Annotated in this window: 16 protein-coding genes; 9 read left to right on the top strand and 7 right to left on the bottom strand. The window is 63.8% G+C overall.

Features of this window, described 5'->3' with window-relative positions; all coding sequences use genetic code 11:
- Nucleotides 1-18: 18 nt before the first annotated feature.
- The 3 genes from VKP62_00155 (at nt 19) to VKP62_00145 (ending at nt 1,937) form a co-directional block, all read left to right on the top strand.
- The gene (locus VKP62_00155; protein MEB3195592.1) at nt 19-636 is read left to right on the top strand and encodes a hypothetical protein; all 618 of its coding nucleotides are present in this window, start codon (nt 19-21) and stop codon (nt 634-636) included.
- A 22-nt stretch (nt 637-658) separates the two neighbouring features.
- Entirely contained in the window at nt 659-1,435 is a 777-nt protein-coding gene (locus tag VKP62_00150) for a hypothetical protein (protein MEB3195591.1), read from the top strand.
- A 208-nt stretch (nt 1,436-1,643) separates the two neighbouring features.
- Complete coding sequence (locus VKP62_00145) at nt 1,644-1,937, top strand: hypothetical protein (protein MEB3195590.1); 294 nt, start codon at nt 1,644-1,646, stop codon at nt 1,935-1,937.
- Nucleotides 1,938-1,946: 9 nt separating this feature from the next.
- On the opposite strand, the gene VKP62_00140 is transcribed toward VKP62_00145, so the two are convergent.
- The 5 genes from VKP62_00140 to VKP62_00120 all read right to left on the bottom strand — a co-directional run bounded on the left by VKP62_00140 (nt 1,947) and on the right by VKP62_00120 (nt 7,359).
- Nucleotides 1,947-3,266 (bottom strand): aspartate aminotransferase family protein, encoded by a 1,320-nt coding sequence (locus VKP62_00140; protein MEB3195589.1) that lies wholly within the window; start codon nt 3,264-3,266, stop codon nt 1,947-1,949.
- 310 nt (nt 3,267-3,576) lie between these two features.
- The gene (locus tag VKP62_00135) at nt 3,577-4,449 is read right to left on the bottom strand and encodes a nitrilase-related carbon-nitrogen hydrolase (GenBank protein MEB3195588.1); all 873 of its coding nucleotides are present in this window, start codon (nt 4,447-4,449) and stop codon (nt 3,577-3,579) included.
- Nucleotides 4,450-4,641: 192 nt separating this feature from the next.
- A complete protein-coding gene (locus VKP62_00130) occupies nt 4,642-6,027 on the bottom strand; it encodes a 6-bladed beta-propeller (GenBank protein ID MEB3195587.1) in 1,386 nt (461 codons plus the stop codon).
- A 363-nt stretch (nt 6,028-6,390) separates the two neighbouring features.
- Complete coding sequence (locus VKP62_00125) at nt 6,391-6,714, bottom strand: hypothetical protein (protein ID MEB3195586.1); 324 nt, start codon at nt 6,712-6,714, stop codon at nt 6,391-6,393.
- 144 nt (nt 6,715-6,858) lie between these two features.
- A complete protein-coding gene (locus tag VKP62_00120; GenBank protein MEB3195585.1) occupies nt 6,859-7,359 on the bottom strand; it encodes a CvpA family protein in 501 nt (166 codons plus the stop codon).
- 299 nt (nt 7,360-7,658) lie between these two features.
- Here VKP62_00120 and VKP62_00115 point away from each other — a divergent pair, with 299 nt between their 5' ends.
- The 3 genes from VKP62_00115 (at nt 7,659) to VKP62_00105 (ending at nt 10,269) form a co-directional block, all read left to right on the top strand.
- Nucleotides 7,659-8,468: a hypothetical protein gene (locus VKP62_00115; GenBank protein MEB3195584.1), complete on the top strand. Its 810-nt coding sequence runs from the start codon at nt 7,659-7,661 to the stop codon at nt 8,466-8,468.
- Between the two features lie 51 nt (nt 8,469-8,519).
- The gene (locus VKP62_00110; protein ID MEB3195583.1) at nt 8,520-8,849 is read left to right on the top strand and encodes a hypothetical protein; all 330 of its coding nucleotides are present in this window, start codon (nt 8,520-8,522) and stop codon (nt 8,847-8,849) included.
- 115 nt (nt 8,850-8,964) lie between these two features.
- The gene (locus VKP62_00105) at nt 8,965-10,269 is read left to right on the top strand and encodes a peptidoglycan-binding domain-containing protein (GenBank protein ID MEB3195582.1); all 1,305 of its coding nucleotides are present in this window, start codon (nt 8,965-8,967) and stop codon (nt 10,267-10,269) included.
- Between the two features lie 68 nt (nt 10,270-10,337).
- Here the strand turns inward: VKP62_00105 and VKP62_00100 are convergent, their stop codons facing one another.
- Nucleotides 10,338-10,997 (bottom strand): biotin transporter BioY, encoded by a 660-nt coding sequence (locus tag VKP62_00100; GenBank protein ID MEB3195581.1) that lies wholly within the window; start codon nt 10,995-10,997, stop codon nt 10,338-10,340.
- Nucleotides 10,998-11,184: 187 nt separating this feature from the next.
- Here VKP62_00100 and secD point away from each other — a divergent pair, with 187 nt between their 5' ends.
- Genes secD through VKP62_00085 form a run of 3 tightly spaced genes read left to right on the top strand, consistent with a single transcriptional unit; the run spans nt 11,185 to nt 16,418 of the window.
- Complete coding sequence (secD, locus tag VKP62_00095; protein MEB3195580.1) at nt 11,185-12,528, top strand: protein translocase subunit SecD; 1,344 nt, start codon at nt 11,185-11,187, stop codon at nt 12,526-12,528.
- A gap of 39 nt (nt 12,529-12,567) precedes the next feature.
- Entirely contained in the window at nt 12,568-13,479 is a 912-nt protein-coding gene (gene secF / locus VKP62_00090; GenBank protein MEB3195579.1) for a protein translocase subunit SecF, read from the top strand.
- 20 nt (nt 13,480-13,499) lie between these two features.
- A complete protein-coding gene (locus tag VKP62_00085; protein ID MEB3195578.1) occupies nt 13,500-16,418 on the top strand; it encodes a phospholipid carrier-dependent glycosyltransferase in 2,919 nt (972 codons plus the stop codon).
- A 9-nt stretch (nt 16,419-16,427) separates the two neighbouring features.
- On the opposite strand, the gene VKP62_00080 is transcribed toward VKP62_00085, so the two are convergent.
- Complete coding sequence (locus tag VKP62_00080) at nt 16,428-17,111, bottom strand: VanW family protein (GenBank protein MEB3195577.1); 684 nt, start codon at nt 17,109-17,111, stop codon at nt 16,428-16,430.
- Between the last annotated feature and the right edge of the window lie 2 nt (nt 17,112-17,113).

Here is a 17,113-nt window from a genome sequence, read left to right as displayed (position 1 = left end):
CGACGGAGGAGGTTCCCGATGACGAGACCCCACCCCCCATTCCGCGCCTTCCTCTGGCTCCTGGCCCTGCTGTTCGCAGGGGGGTGCGTCCTGCCGCTCGGTTCGGCCAGCCTGCGCGGGGAGGGGCCAGTCAAGGTCACAGGCAAAGCCCGCGTGACGGCTGGGGCCACCGGCTATCGGCTGGCCCAGGCGCAGACGTATACCATGACACCCTATGTCGCCAGCGATATCGCCACCATGGACGTGATCATCTGGCAAAGCAATGGTTCGGGCGACCTGGATTCCGATGAGAACTCGGTGGCAACGGCTTTCTTGGGCAGCGTCACGGGTCCGGATGCGCCCATCGTGATCGAAAACCTCAAAAAGGAAAAAACCTATCGGGTGCGCCTGGTCGCCTATATCGGCCGGAACGAAACCCATCCAGAGGGGCGTGTGCTGGCGCAAGGCGCGCGCTTTGACGACGAAAGCACCGCCTGCATCACCCAATTCTCGACGGGGTTGGAGGATTTCCGGGACGGCATGAGTTTCAACCTGCGTCTGCGCAACCAGACCTTTGCCGGTGAACGCGAGGGCACCGCAGCCATCACGCCTGGCGTGATCGTGGACACCTCAAGCCCGGAACAGTTGGGCAACTGACCGGCGTGCCGGAATGAAACCGATGCCCACCTCCCGCTTCCCCGACTTGAGGGCCACGGCCATGACGGCCTGGGCCCTACTGGGACTGGCCTGCAGCGTGCTGCCCCCGGCCGCTACCTCGGCCCGATCGGCCGGCGTCAGCGTGCAAGGGGTGGCCCATCTCTCGCCCAGCGCGGGCGCCCCGCGCCGTTTGATGGCCTACGTCCCCTACACCGCCACGGACGTGGACCATCTCGAAGCCAGCATCTGGCGAGCGGACCAGTCGGAAGCCACGTTGCTCGACACCCAGTTCAACCTGGACCCCGCGACCCCGATCGTCATCACCAACCTCAAACAGCACACCGATTATCGCGTTCGTTTGAAGGCATTCGATGGTTCGGGGGCTCGCATCGATAACCAGGGCCCCGAATGCGTCAGCGAGTTCAGCACGGGCCAGGTGGACGCCACGGGCACGTTGACCTTCGGCGTGAGACTGGCCGACCGGGTATTCCCCGGCGTCGCTTCCGGGACCATCGTGGTCACGGGCGACGCGAGCGCGGTCGCCACGGCCACCGTGGCCTTGCGTCACCAGGGCGCGCTGCTGGACCAGCTTGAAGTCTCGGGAGGCAATCTGGGCACGGTGATCGAACTCAGTCACCTGAAACGCGACCGGGAATACGAGGTGCTGGTGACCGCCGTCGACGCAGCAGGTCACCCGGTCGATGACTGCGAGGCAGCGACGCCCGCCTGCCTGGCCACTTTCACCATGGACCCGTCGGGTCCGATGGCGCCGCTGAGCTTCGGCTTGCGCCTGCCTTGAGGGCGAAGACAGCCTGCTCCCGGTCCGTCTCCACGTCCCGGCGAACCAGTTGTCGCATCACGCCAGCCTCGAACCACGCCGGAGCGGGCCGCAGGCGTCCGCGCGTCGCAGGGCTGACAGTGGCTCAGGATTGCCTGTTGGCGCATCGAGGGGCGTCACCCAGGATTGGGGGGACGCCGAAGCGGCGTTGAGGTGAAGGAGGAGCCAGATGCAAAGCAACACCTTGAAGCAAGCCAGTTACGTGGCCCTGGGCGCCGGGGTCGGGGCCATGGCGCTGTCCGCACTGACGTTCCTGGCCGGGCGCAAGGATGACGGGGGCAGCCCGCGCCACACCGGTCAGTTCATCGGTTTGTGGGTCCCCACGCTGTTCATGCTGGCCGAGATGCTCGATCGCATCGCCGTCGAGGATGATTCGTTTCTGGGAGTCCCGGTCGAACGCCCCAAACGCGATGCTCAAGGTCTTCGGAGTGCGGCGGAGCAACTGATGGGCCGAGTCCGCTGAGCGCCAGGCTCAGCCGGTTTTACTCGCCAGTTGCTCGCTCACGGTCGCGATCGCCCGGCGCATGCTGGTGACCAGGCGATCGCAATCTCCCCGCGTGATCACCATCGGGGGCTGCAAGCGCAAGACGTTGCCGTGGAGGCCGCCTCGGCCCACGATCACGCCATCATCCTTCATCAGTTCCAGCACGCGCTTGGTCTCGACCAGGGCCGGGAGCTTGCTGCGAGGGTCTTCCACCAGTTCGACCCCCAACATCAACCCCTTCCCTCGCACGTCTCCGATCAAGGGGAACTCCTCCTGGAGGCCCCGCAAGGCATCCAGGAGGTAATCGCCCAACTCCCGCGCCTGAGCCATCAGATGCGCCTGTTCGATGTAATCGATGGTGGCCAGGCTGGCCGTCGCGGAAATCGGATTTCCACCGAAGGTGTTGATGGTTCCAGCCTTCAGGCTCTCCGCAATCTCAGGCGTCGTGATGCAGCCTCCGATGGCGAAGCCGTTGCCCATGCCCTTGGCCATGGTGATGATGTCCGGTTCGACGCCATAGTGCTCAATGCCGAACCAGCGGCCGGTTCGCCCGAAGCCCGCCTGCACCTCATCGATGTGGAAGACCATGCCGTGGCGCTGCGTGATCTCGCGCACCACCTTGAAATAGTCCGGCGGCGGGGTAATGATGCCACCCACGCCCTGCATGGTTTCCGCCACGAAGGTGGCAGGAGCCCCGGTCGTTTGCGTCTTGATGACATTTTCGACATCTTTGGCGCATTCCAGCGCGCAGGCGCTGGGCACCTTGCCGTAGGGGCAGCGGTAACAGTACGGGTTCTCCGCGAAGCTGATGCCTGGCACGGGCACCGGATCGACCCGATAGGAGGCGATCGCCGTCAGGCTGGCAGCCAACCAGGACCGCCCGTGATAGGCGTGCTTCAGGGCCACGATTTCATTTCGCCCGGTAAAGCGCTTGGCAAGCAAGACGGCCGTCTCGTTGGCCTCGGTGCCGCTGTTGGTCATGATGCTCATCTGGAGGCGGCCGGGCGTGATCTGCGCCAGCCGTTCGGCCAGGTTCACCATGGGCTCGGTCAGGAACACCGTGCTGGTATGCTGCAAACGTCCGATCTGGTCGATGACGCGCTGGTTGACCTGCGGGTTGGAATGACCGACGCTGACGGTGCAGATGCCGGCAAAAAAGTCGAGGTAACGTCGCCCGTCCGAGTCGAACAGGTGCTGCATTTCGCCCCTCACCAGGTTCATGGGGCGCTCGTAGTAGTGGGCCAGCGTGGGGGCCATGTACTGTTGGCGCTTGGCCAGCAGTTCGGCAGGGGTCAATGGTTCGCTCACGGCAGCTCCTTTTTGACCAGCGAGGCCGATGGTGAAGCAGCGACGCAGCCAGGGCCCCGAGCAAGCAGAGGCGGCCACAATGACGCCTCCAGGAATCCCATCCCAGCGGGGTCGCGACGCCTGGCCCCGGCTGTTTGGCGAAGGTTTCCCTCCGAGGGATATCCTAGCACAGGGCCCCAGGGCGGACAGCCCTCCTCACCCGGGCGAACGTGCGCCCTGAGGGCATTCCAGGGGGAATGTCACCCGCGCGACGGCCCCAGAGGAAGCCCCCTCGGGTCGGCCCCCACCAGCGCTGCCCCCGGACGCACGCTCAAGGAAGCAGCGCCGACAAGTCCTGATAGGTTTCGGGACGGCGGTCGCGATAGAACTGCCAGGTGTGGCGTGTCGCCTTGATGTCATCAAGATTCAAGTCCGCCACCAGCAGTTCGTCACGGTCCCGCGAGGCCGTCGCCAGAAATTGACCGCGCGGGTCGACAAAATAACTTTGCCCGTAAAATTCCCCGATGTTCCAGGGAGCTTCCGTGCCAACCCGATTGATGGCGCCCACGAAATAGCCGTTGGCCACGGCGTGGGCGGGTTGCTCCAGTTTCCAGAGGTATTCGGACAGACCTGCCACCGTAGCGGAGGGGTTGAACACGATCTCCGCCCCGTTCAGGCCCAGCAAGCGAGCCCCCTCCGGGAAATGGCGGTCGTAGCAGATGTACACGCCGACGTCCGCGTAGCGGGTTTTGAAGACGGGATAGCCCAGATTGCCGGGTTTGAAGTAAAACTTCTCCCAGAAGCCTGGGTGCGTGTGGGGAATGTGCTGCTTGCGATATTGGCCCAAGACGGCCCCATCCGCATCAATCACGGCCGCCGTGTTGTAGTAGGTTCCCGTTCCCACTTCTTCGTAGTAAGGGACCACCAGCACCATCCGATAACGTTCCGCCAGTTCTCTGAAGCGCTGGATGGTCGGGCCATCGGCCCGTTCAGCGGAACCGTACCAGCGCGTGTTCTGCTCGGCGCAGAAGTACGGGCCGTAGAATATTTCCTGGAAGCACAGCACCTGCACCCCTTGGGTGGCCGCCTGCTCCACAAAGCCCACGTGCTTGTCGACCATGTGACGCTTGATCTCGTCGATGGCGCGGTCGCTTGCGATGTCGCAAGCCGCCTGAACGAGGGCGCACTTCACGTTGCGTGCCATGGTGGGACATCCTCCCTCTCGCCGCCTCGGAGGGCTCCGGGCAGCCCCTGCGCGTCGCCCATCAGCGCCAACGCGCCGAAGCATCGACTGGGCTGGATTCTGACCGAAGCGTACCCACGCGTCAAGGCAAGCGCCACAACAAAACGCCCTGACCCACCGAAGGGCCAGGGCGAGCGTCTCGGGCGTCCCGAACTACTTGGTCGGATAGAACACGTTGTTGAGCGAGTTGGCCTGATTGAAGAGTCGGCCGGGAGCGAACTTCTGGATTCGCTTGTTGCCGGAATCCGAGATGAAGATGTAGCCGTCCTTGTCGATCGCGATCCCGTAGGGACGGTCAAACTGTCCGTTGCCACGCCCGGCCGAGCCGAACTCGGAGACGAAGCGCCCATCCCGGTCGAAGCGTTGCACCCGGTTGTTGCCCGAGTCCACCACGTACACGTCGCCGTTCCGGTTGTCGATGGCCAGGTCAGTGGCCCCCCGGAACTGGCTGGGACCGGAACCCGAATTGGTCGCGAACTGCAAGACCGGCTTGTTGCTGCGGGCATCGAACTTCTTCACGGCCGCCCCGGGGCCCGCCGAGTTGTCGAGGACATAGATGAAATTGGCGTTGTCGACCGCCATCCCGCGGAATCCGCCATTGATGGCCGCGTTATCAGCCGTTCCAGCAAAGTCTCGCGAGGCCGCCGTCAGGTTGACGTCGAACAGGACCACCTTGCTGGTGCCCGAGGAACTGACGCCAATCTGCCCGGAGTTCAGAACCGCCACGTCGAAGTTGTTCTTCACGTTCTCACCAAACTTGGTGATGTAATCGCCATCCGAACTGAACTTGACGATGCGGTCCCGGTTGGTCTCCGCCACGTAGACGTTGCCACCGGCATCCACGTCGACCCCGTAGGACCAGGACAGGTGATTGAACACGTCAAAGGCCCGGCCGGTCTCATTGCCCCGACTGAGGTTGAACTTCTGGCCGCCGAAGCGCTTCACGAAGCCCCCGTTCAGGTTGTACTTCTTGACCTCGCAGCGACGGTCGAGCGGCGTTCCGTACCCGATCCGGTCCACCGCGTAGAGGGCGTTTCGGTTGTTATCGAGGGCCAACCCGTAGGGTTCGACCAAGCCGCCAATGGCCGTCAGAAACGCATTCGAGGCCGCTGCGATGGCCGGGCTCAGCTGGATCGTGGGGAGGTTGACGGTGGTATTCGGGACGACGTCCGCAATGATCGATCCCTGGGTGGCGAGGTACACGTAGTCAGGGCGGTTGACCACGACAATCTGCTTGCCCTGGGGCACGTTTTGCAGGACAAAGTTGCCCGAGGAGTCGGTCCGCGCCATCACGGCCGGTTGCACGTTCTGGACCTCGACGATCACATCCGGGATGCCCATCTTGGTCCGTTCGTCCATAATGCGCCCCGTGACGGTCCCGGTGGGGAGACGGTTGTAGGGTCCCCCGACCGGCGACAGCAGGCCGTCGCCCCCGTAGGCTGGAAGGGCCGGTACGTCCTGATAACGGCCGCAACCCGTCATCGTCCCGCTCAACAGGAGCAGGGCAACGAGTTGCAAACTGGCGGACGTCTTGGACATAGCGAACACCCTCTCGGAGATTTTTAACGCGCTGTTAAGTGCCACACGGGATTTATCGCAGAAGGGTCGGCTCGACTTGCCTATGAGCAGGTTAAAGTATGACGAAAATAGGATGAATATGGCCAGTTTCCCCGAACCCTGCGGTGGCCGTCAACGGTCTCGCCAGGCCGCTCGAACGCCCAAAATCAAGTCCGACCTGCGCAAGCAGGTCGGACCAGGAAAGGGCCGCAGGCCAGGCGCCTGTGCCGCCAGATCAGACGGATAGAAATGATGGCCCCAAGGCCTCACGGTGAGGCGAGACGCTGCCACCGGCCGTCGAGGCGCTCGAGCGTCAAGCGCAACCGAGCAGGGCGTGGCACTCCGTCAGCGTTCGTACCAGCCCTCGGGACTGGGCCCCATCGGAGGCAGGTAAATGCCCGCGTCCGATGCCCGGCGAGCGAACAAGGACTTGCGGCTCAAATTGTCGAACAGATGACGGGCCACTGCATCCGAGAGTGCATCGTGGTGCGCCGCAATGTCAGCATGATGCGCCGCCAGACCGGGAAGAAACTCGATGGTCATCCGGCCCTGGGACTGACACGTGGCGATGAACAGCACGAAGCCCGCCCGCGAACCGATGCGGAAGGCCACCGTGCCGCAGTGCCCCAGATCGGTCTTGCGCTCGATGGTGATTGCACCGACGTCCATACCCCACCCACCTTTCGCACACCCCCGCTGTCGTCTGCACTTGACCCTTCGCGTGCCAGACCCCCAGCGGACAAGGCGCAATGCGTCTTCGTGCGGCATTCTACGGCGGCTTCAAGCGTGGCGTCAGCGAGTTATGTCACATTTTCAGCGCCGGGGCAGCGCCGAGTTGCTGGCAAGCCGTTTGGCCCAGGGGTGCACAGCCCGAATCACCACGGACTCGCGAAAGTAAATCCGGTTGGGGGTGTGGGCGTAGGCGCCCTTCGCTTGATAGATGGCCACAGCCGGAAAAGTGGCCGTGAGAAGGCCCGCGACCACCCCCAGCAAGGCGCCCAACAGCTTGTCGTACACGCCCAAGCCGATGTTCTCGATCAGCCCCGTCACCACGAAGCCCACCCCTTGGAAGGCCACGAACATCACCAGGGCCAGCACCAGCCGGTTCAGCAGTTCATGGTTGGGCGAGCCGTAGCGGATCAGGTAATGCATCGGCTGAGCCAGCAGAAGCGGCATGACCCCGGACATCACCATGGCGGCCCCCAAGGCCACCAGGGTCACGACGCTTCGGAAGGTTCCCGTGATGTAACCTTTCGCGGTGAGCACAAAAATGGCCAGGAGCAGCAGGAAATCGAGGAAACCGGGTTTGAGCACGCTGAGTTGTTCTCCCCATGATTCTGAAATGGACACCCACGCCAGCCGCCGTGACGACCGGGTGAGCAGCCCTGCGATTGTACCGCCATGCGTCGATTGGCGTCGGGCGTGGGGGCCGCTCCCTCAAAAACCCCTTGCACCAGGGGCCAATCGACCCCCATCCGCCGGAAGGACCTCCACGCCATTGACGTCGCGAGGCCCCTGGCGCGGCTGCCTTCACCACGTCAGCATACCGCAACCCGGTTGTGACCTTCCGACACGCGGCAAGCGGCGCGTGAATGGTATCCTGACGAGGCCCTATGCGCAGCACGTCCGAAATCCTCCACGACACTCGCCGGATCTTGACCACTCACCCTGTTTTGTGGATGCCGGCCTTTGCCATCATCCTGCTGCAGGATGCCGTGTTGCCACTGAGTTTGCGCGGCGGCAGCCCGACCCAGGCGCTCGCGGCCCTGAGTGCCGCCTTGAGTGCCGTCTTGCTCGGCGCAGGCTGGTACGCCCTGATGGGGCGTGCCGTGCGGGAGGGGAACCCGAGCTGGACCGACTTCCTGGACGGCATCAACGCGCGCTGGCTGACCCTGCTGGTCGGAACGCTGGCCCAGTGGGGGCTGGTTCTGGCCTGGGCGGCCATGCTGTTCTGGTACGGGGAACACACTTATGGATGGGAAAGGCTGCTCGCCTGGTTCAAGCCTCTGCTGGAACTGCCTCCCGCGGCCCAGCAAGCCGCGCTGGACCCGAGCCGCATTCCAGCCTGGGTGGTGGGCTGGATGAACCTCTTTGCCCTCTGGTTTGTCAGCGTGGCGGTCCTGCACGTGCTGCTGCTGTTCTGGCAGCCGATGGTGGTGCTCAAGGGCTTGAGTTGGCCGGCCGCCTGGCTCGGCAGCTGTGGCTTGACCCTGAGACGCTTCACTCAGGTGCTGGCGATCGGCCTGTTGCATGGGGTTGCCTGGTTGGGCGCCCGATTGATGATCGCCACGCTCCATCCGGCCTTCACGTTGATCGGGGTAATGGCCTACATGGTCACGGTGGCATTCTTCACGTTGGCTTACACCATGCTCGTCGAGGACGAGTGGCCGGCCAGGGCGCCCAACCTGGATGTGCGGGCTTGACGTGGGAGCGCGTCCCATCAGCTTCCCCTCGTCCAGGCGAGGAGGGGAAGGATGAGCCCCGGTGCCAGCCGCGCTGACCAGGACGACACCAACCCGGCCCGGACGCGATTCTGGCTGCTGCGCCTGCTGATCACGGGATTGAATGCCCTGGCGCTGCTCGGAACGAGCGCTGGCCTGGTTTATGCCGCACTGGCCTACTACGCGACGAAAAACGGGGCCGAACTCGCGCGGGCCACGGATGCCCTGTTCTGGAGCGGGGTGATGATTGGCGTGAGCATCTTGCTCGCATTCGCCACGCAGCTCGGACGCGTGCTGCTCGCCATCGAGGAGAATACCCGGCGTTTCGGGCGCCCCATTCGGCCACGCAAACCCCGTGGCTAGAACCGCTCGCGAATGAGCTCCCTTCATCCGAGGTCGTCTGGCAGGGAAAATTTAACACCTGCTTCGTTCAAAGTTAGATGACACTTAACCGAGTTTGGCGGACGGATGCGGATACATGCGATGTCCCCCCCTGACCGGAGTCGTCACCATGTACAATCCTGTGCGTCCCGTCGGCCTGCCCCCCGCCATGCCCCAGGCGGGCTATCCGCGTGTGGCGCCGGCCGCCCCCATGACGTTCCAGCAAGGGCCCGTGGCCTATTCGACGGCGCCTGCCCAGGGCGGGGGATTCGCGCAGTTCGTCGAGAACCTCGTCAGCGGCATCGTCAACTTCTTCAAGCGGTTGTTTGGTGCCGCCGGTTCGCCTTCGGCCCCGGTGCCGACGCAGCCGAGTAACCTACCCAGCCAGGATGCGGTCCTGGCCCAGCAGTTCGGCTTGCTGGCCAGCCCCGACAATGTGCGCCTGTTCCGTGAGGCCCTCGCCCGCGCTCAGTCGGAGCCGGGGGTGATTGGACCGGGACACGCCCAGGGGGATGCCGTGGCTGAGTTGCAGCAGGTCCTGGCGCACTTCGGCTATGCCGTTCCCACCACCGGGCAATTCGACGCGGCCACCGCCGACGCGGTGATGCGCTGGAAAGCGTCGGTCGGCCTGACGGAAGCCTTTGTATTTTCGAGTGGACAAGCCGGCACCACCCCCTTCGTCGACGCGCGGACCAAGGCCAGGATGCTCGCCTTGCTGACGGGCTCCCCCAGTGCGCCGGCCAACCCCGGGATGCCGACCACTCCCGGCGTGCCGGTCGCCGCCCTCCCGCCGGCCCCATTGCCCCTCCCTGTCGCGCCTGTCGCCCCGCCCCCGGCGGCGACTCTGCCCGTGGCACCGGCCGTGCCGCCTGCGGCGCCCCTGCCTCCGGCGCTCCCCCCAGCCGCTCCCCTGCCTCCGCCCGTGGCCCCGATTCAGCCGGCTCCAGTACAGCCAGCACCAGCGCCCGTGAATCCGCCCTCGCTGCCCTCTCAGCCGTCTGCTCCGGTGGGCACAACCCCCGCAAGCCCACCCCAAGCCGGTGACACGCTCAGCGCTGAAGAAACCAAGGTGGCCCAGGAAGCCGGCCTGCTGGCCACCAAGGCCAATGTCGCCAAGTTCGTGGCGTCAGCGGCAGCGCTGGAGGCAGACACGCAAGCGGTGGGCCCGGGACTGAACGATGGGCGGGACGTGATCAATGAACTGCAGCAGGTGCTCGCCTCCTTCGGCTATGCCGTCCCGCTCACCGGAGTGTTTGACGCGGCTACCGTGGAGGCCGTCCTCAAGTTCAAGCGCGAGAATCAGCTCACGGAAGACTACGTGATGGCGGATGGAACGCCTGGCGCCCACCCGTTCATCGACCAGCGGACCAAGGCCGCGATGATCAAGAAGCTGGGCGGCTGAGCCCCTGGGGCCACCGGAAGTCATCTTCTGCCCGACCAACCGGTCTGAGCGAACCGGGGCCATCAGGGTCAGGCCTGGGCAGAGGATGGCAAAGCAGCGGAGGGTTCACCAGCGCCGCCATCGAGCAAGCCCAGCGCCACATAAGTGAACTTGCGAAGGGCCAGGACTGCAGCAGCCAGGGCGGTCAACAGGGCCACCTGCCCGGGCAGGAACTGAATCACCTGGTCATAGAAGAACGGAAGCCACAGGGAGGGAGTGCCCAGCACCCCCTCCCGCAGGAACTGAAAAACAAAGCCCACGGCCTGAACGATGAGCAAGGCCTTGAAAAAGCCCGACCAGATCGCGCCGAATCTCGGCTGAACCGCCAGTTGCCCCGCCACCACCACCGCCGGCAGGAAAGCCAGGAGATAGCCAAAGGTGGCCTGAGTGACGTAGTCCAGGCCACCGCCAAGCGAGAACACCGGCAAACCGCCCAGGCCTATCCCCAGATAAAGCATCGCCGCCACCGCGCCTCGCCGGGGTCCCAACCAGGCTGCCGTCAGCCACAGGAGGGGAAGCTGCGCGGTGATCACGTGGGAGCCGAACACCAGGCCGCGCAATTCGTAGAGGCCGTCCGCCGAAGACAGATGCCGAGGAGGTCCCCAGGTCAGAAATGGAATCTTCACGGCCACGAAAGCGCTGCAGGCGAGCAAGGTCGTGAACAGAAGCAGTTGCAGCAGGCGTAACATTCCCAAACATCCACCAGGGGAAAGAGACAAGAGCACGGGCGCCAGGCCCCTGCGGCATCATACCTCGCGCGGACGAGGCCCTGCACCCCGCGGGCGCAAAGATGCTTTATCAGGCAGGCCGGAATAAGGTATACTGCGGGCCACATTTTAAATGCGGTCGCTGTCGCGGCCGGGAGGAATCGGTCAGGTGGACGTCCGCAAACTGCTTCTGGGCATTATCTTCCTTCTCGCCATCGGCTCAGCCTATGTGGTTTCCAAGCAGGACGCCAAGTGGCCTTTCGAGTTCAAGCTGGGCCTGGATATCCAGGGCGGCATGCACCTCGTCTTGCAGGCCAAGCCCACCCATGACGTCAAGGCCATCACCCCGCAGGTGATGAACGCCGCGATCGCGGTCGTGCGGGCCCGCGTCGACGGCCTTGGGGTGGCGGAACCCCTGATCCAGCCGAAGGGCGAAGACCAGATCATCGTGGACATGCCGGGCATCAAGGACAAGGACGAAGCCCTGCGCATCCTCGGCAAGACCGCCGTATTGACCTTCCGCGCTCGCAAAGCAGACTTCCCGGAGGGAAAGCCCGCTCCGAAGTCCTTGCAACCGAAGACGGTGCTCTCCAAGACCCCCTCCGGCAAGCCCGACCCGCTCAAGAACAAAGAGGAGGACTGGGTCCTCACGGGCGTCGAGGGCCGCATGATCACCTCGGCCCGCGTGGAACCCATGGGGTCTTCCTGGGCCGTCACGGCGGATTTCAACTCAGACGGAGCGACCGTGGTGGCGGACGTGTCCCGCAAGTTGCTGGGCAAGCCGATGGCCATCTTCCTTGACGACAAGCTGATGTCCGCGCCGGTGGTGCAGTCGGAACTCACGACGGGGAATGTGCAGATCACCGGCAATTTCGACGTCAAGGAAGCCAACGAGTTGATGATTGTCCTGCGTGCCGGCAGCCTGCCCGTGCCGCTGGAAGTCATTGAGAACCGCTCCGTCGACGCCAGTCTGGGGGCGGAGTCGGTCCGCGCCAGCATCATTGCGGGGGCGATCGGCTACCTCCTGGTGCTGGCCTTCATGATGGGCTACTACCGGATTCCCGGCCTGGTGGCCAATGCGGCCTTGATCATTTACGGCTTCATCGTGCTGGCGATCTTCAAGATGATTCCCATCACCCTGACGGTTCCCGGCATTGCCGGCTTCATTCTGTCCGTCGGGATGGCCGTGGATGCGAACATCTTGATCTTTGAGCGCACCAAAGAGGAACTGCGCAACGGACGGACCATTTACGCCGCCGTGGAAATTGGCTTCAAGCGGGCATTTTCAGCCATCTTCGACTCCAACTTCATGACGCTCCTCTCGTGCGCAGTGCTTTTCTATTTCGGTACAGGGTTGGTCAAGGGGTTTGCACTCACGCTTGCCATCGGCGTCATCATCTCGATGTTCACCGCCATCACGGCCTCCCGCAATCTGCTGCACTGGCTGCTTGAAAGTCGCTTTTTCAAGAGCCCCAAGTTGTTTGGTGTGGCGGTCCCCTCCAAGATCCGTTGATGGGCGCTGGCCCAATTCGAGGTTGATGGCACAATGGCGATGCGGTTCGAAGACTCCGACTTCAATTACATGAACAAAAAGCCGCTCTGGTTCGGCATATCGGCTTTGTTGCTGGTGCCGGGCATCGCGGCCATCCTGTACTGCTTGATGGCCTTCGGGAGCCCGTTGCGCCTCGGCATCGATTTCACCGGGGGCACCCTGGCCCAGCTCACGTTCGAGAAAACGGTGACGGCGCAGGAAGTCAAATCGCTGGTGTCCAAAGCGGGCCATCCGGACTCGCAGGTGCAAATCGCCGACAACAAGACGGCCCTGATTCGCACCAAGGCCATGTCGACCGAACAGCGCCAGCAGCTCTTGGATGCCGTGCAAAAAGAAATGGGGGCCTTCAAGGCCGACCGCTTCGAAACCGTCGGACCCACCATCGGCAAGGAGCTGCTGCTGAATTCCATGTCCGCCGTGGCGTTGACCCTGCTCGGCATCATTGGATATGTGTCTTTCCGCTATCAGTTTGACTTCGCCATGTGTGCCATCGCGGCCTTGCTCCACGACGTGGTGTTCATCCTGGGGGTCTTTGCCATTCTGGGCATTTTCCTCCACGTAGAGGTCGACAGCCTGTTCGTGACGGCGGTCCTCACGGTGGTGGGCTTCTCCGTGCACGACACGATCATCATCTATGACCGCATCCGCGAGAACATGCGGACGGCGGGCAAGCGCGACACCTTCGATGACGTGGCCAATCGCAGCATCAAACAGACGCTCGCGCGCTCGATCAACACCTCGTTGACGGTCTGTCTGACCCTGCTGGCCATGCTGCTGTTTGGTGGCGAGACGGTGCGCTGGTTCGTGCTCGCCATGTTGCTGGGCATCGTCGCAGGCACCTACTCCAGCATCTTCAATGCCAGCCAGTTGCTGTCGGTCTGGCGCATGATGGGAGTCAAGCGCGCAGCTTGACCCTCGGACGGTGACCCCCTATGACTTCTGAGCCCTTGCCTCCCGATGCCGCAGCGCAGGAGCCTGTCACCGCTTCCGTGGCAGGCTCTGAATCCAGTGGGAGAGATTACACCAGGCTTTTCTGGTACGTGCTCATCGCAGCGCTGCTGCTGAGACTGTTCCTGATTCGCTTTCCCTACCAGTTCACGCTGGACGTGAACACCTTCCGCAGTTGGGGAGACACGCTGTTCAAGGTGGGCCCCCACCAGTTCTACAACAGCACCTGGAGTGACTACCCGCCCCTGTTCCTGTACCTCCTGTGGGGGTGGTCCTGGGCCTGGGCGGCGGTCGGCAAGCTGTTCTCGGTCGACCCGATGATGACCGTTCAGTGGGTCAAGGTCCCCGCCTGCCTGGCGGACGTCCTGAACGGCTACCTGATCTTCTCCATCTTGAAGGGTCGGGTGGCGATCCGCTCGGCCTTCCGGACGGCGGCGTTCTATCTCTTCAATCCGGTGGTGTTGTTCGTGTCTGCCATCTGGGGCCAGGTCGACTCGGTCGTGACGTGCACCATGCTGCTCACCACGCTGGCAGTGCTGACGGACCGACTCACCCTGGCCGCCGTCGCCGCCAGTGCGTCGGTCTTCATCAAGCCTCAGGGCATCTTTTTGATCCCCGTGGTCGTGTTCGCGATGTGGCATCGGCACAGCTGGCAACGGTGGTTGCTGGCGATCGCCGCGGGCCTCACCACCGCCTGGTTGGTGCTGCTGCCCGCCAACTGGACCAAGGTATGGGATCTGTCGCACGGCGTGACGGGCTTCCTGCACGCCCTGTTCATCGCGCCGTTCCTCTGGTTCGCGAACCTGATGAAGCAGACCGGGGACAACTACCCCTACAGTTCGGTGAATGCGTTCAATCTCTGGATGCTGCCACCGCCCAACGAGGCCTGGAAGGGTGACGATCGCCTGATCTTGATGCTGCCGCACAGCACCTGGGGATTGATCCTGGTGAGCCTCACCCTGGCCCTGGTGGCCTGGTATCTGTGGCGAAACCGGCAGCACGCCATCGCCTTCCCCTTTGTGCTGAGTGCCAGTGTGGCCCTGACGGGCTACTACATGCTGGCGACCCGCATGCACGAGCGCTATATCTTCCCGGCGATCGCCTTTCTGGCGCTGGCCCAGGCGTTCAATCGGCGACTGAGCTGGATTTACTGGCTGTTCTCGCTGACCTCGATGCTCTCGATCTCTTACATCTTCTTCTTTTACAACGATCAGAGTTCCTGGGTCGAAGGCCTCAAAGCGATCATGAACAATGGTCCGATGCTGGGCAATCTGAAACTGTCCGGCATGGTGATCATCTCGCTGTTCAACGTGTGGCTGTTCGGGGAACTGCTCGCTTACCTGTTCGTCAAATCGGAAATCGTGCAGGAGATCGCGGAACATCCGCTCTTCAAGGCCCTCCGGACGCTGCGAGCAGAGGTGCGGCAGCATGGTCTGACCTGGGCCGACCTCCTGCTGCCCCTGGGCATCGCCGTGGCCTTCTGCAGTCTGGCGTTCTGGCGTCTGGGTACGCCCCACGAGCAAATTTTCGACGAGGTGTATCACGCGCGGACCGCCATGGAATACATCAAGGGGGTCTCACCCTACGAATGGACGCATCCGCCCCTGGCCAAATTGATCGCCGCCCTGGGGGTGCTGGCCTGGGGAGGCGGCTGGGAGCTGGAGGCCAAGACGTTCACGGAGCAGCAGGCCTTTGCCTGGCGTTTCACCAGCGTCCTGTTTGGTGGCGTGGCCCTGATGGCGACCTATGCCCTCGCGCGCGCCATGTTCGCGAACCGGACCATCGCGGCCGCAGCCACCGTCTTGCTGGCCCTGGACGGGGTTTTCTTCGTGCAGAGCCGCGTGGCCATGACCAACATCTACGAGGTGGCGTTCATCATGATCGGCACCATCGGTACCTGGCAGTTTCTCAAGCGGGATGACGGTCGTTGGCTCCTGCTGACCGGCTTCGGCCTGGGCTGTGCCCTGGCCACGCGCTGGTCCAGCCTCTATGCCTGGGGCTTGACTGGCCTGCTGCTGATCGACCACGCCTGGCGGGTTCGCCGGCTGGTCTGGGTCAGCGAACCGTCCACCGACTTCGTGGGGAGCCTGCGCGACTTTCTGCGGGCGAGCAAGCTGGGCATGCTGCGGTATGTGGGCTTGGTGGTGGTGAGCATGGGGCTGGTGCCCCTGGTCATCTACGCGCTCTCTTACATCCCTTACATTTTGCAGGCGCCCGGCTCCGACTGGCAGCTCAAACTGCTGTCCTGGGACCATGCCAACCACGGCTGGGGGCGCGTGGTCGCCTGGCAAAAAGAAATGTGGGACTACCACGCCAAGCTCAACGCGACCCATCCCTACAACTCCCCCTGGTGGAGTTGGCCCCTGATGCTGCGCCCCACCTGGTATTACTTCCAGGACCTCAAAAACACCGGGTTCAACGGTCTGGGGGCGGTCTGGGCCATCGGCAATGCCTTCATCTGGTGGAGCAGCATCCCGGCCCTGGGTTACGCCGCCTTCCTGGCCTGGCGTGACCGGGTGCGCGCCTTGGGGGCGATCGCCCTGCTGGGCATCGGGCTCTGGGTCATGTGGGGCGTTCAACCCCGCCCGCTGCTCTACATGCACTACATGTTCGAAACGATTCCGTTTGCCTGTCTGGCGCTGGCCTACGTGGGCTATCTGCTCTGGCACGGCCAAACGGACGCGGAAGCGCAGGCACGCCCCGTGGATGGAGAGGGCAGCGCCAGTGGTGGGGAGGCCGCTCCGGCTTCTCCGCCCAAGCGGGCGTGGCGCAGGGCCGCGGTGACCGTCTTCGCGGGGGTGGCCATCAGCTGGTTCATCTACTACTACCCGCTGCTGTCGGCCCTGCCGGTCTCCTGGGACTTCTATCACGGCCACGTCTGGTTCGGGCGCGTCTGGATCTGACCCCCGGCGTCAACGCACCCGATAGAGGTCGTTGGAGAGCAGGCTGATCTGCGAGCCCCACTGCCGGTAGACCTTGACGCGCTGTTCCCCGCGACGCCGCCCCGGCTCGTAAGCGAAGCGCAGGCCGACCTGCTGTCCGGGATGGGCCTTGCCCCAGAGCTCCACCCGGCAAGAGGTCGGCGCGATCACCACCCGGAACTTGACCGGCTCCTTGAAGCTGTTTTCCACCAGCAGATCGGCCCGACCGTACCAGACCGTGGCATCCCGGCCAGGCGGCACCGCCTGCACCCGAACGGGATGGGCCACCCGTCTCAGAATCGGCCAGGGGGTCTGCTGAACCGCGGCATACACACCTGAGGCCAGCAGGCAAACGCCCCCACCGATGCTGCGCGTGCGCTGACGTTCGAGAAAGGCATTCGCCTCCACGAAGCCCCGCTCGCGGGTACGAGGACCGACCACCTCGTTGAAGGACATCCGCTCACCTGGCCCCACCACCCAGCCATCCAGCTGGGCGGCCGCCACTTCCACGTTCCGTCGCTGGGCAGCGGAAAGATGCGAGAGCGAGGTCGCGTGATGTGCCACCAGTTCCTTGAACGGGCGCCGATGGTGAACCCAGAGCGAGGCCGTCAGCAAGACCAGCATCACGGTTGGCCAGAGCAGTCGATATTCGCGCGTGATCAGCAAGGCCCGCACGG

This window comes from Candidatus Sericytochromatia bacterium (assembly GCA_035285325.1).
Classification (GTDB): domain Bacteria; phylum Cyanobacteriota; class Sericytochromatia; order S15B-MN24; family JAQBPE01; genus JAYKJB01.
This window is presented reverse-complemented; position numbering and strand designations above follow the sequence as displayed.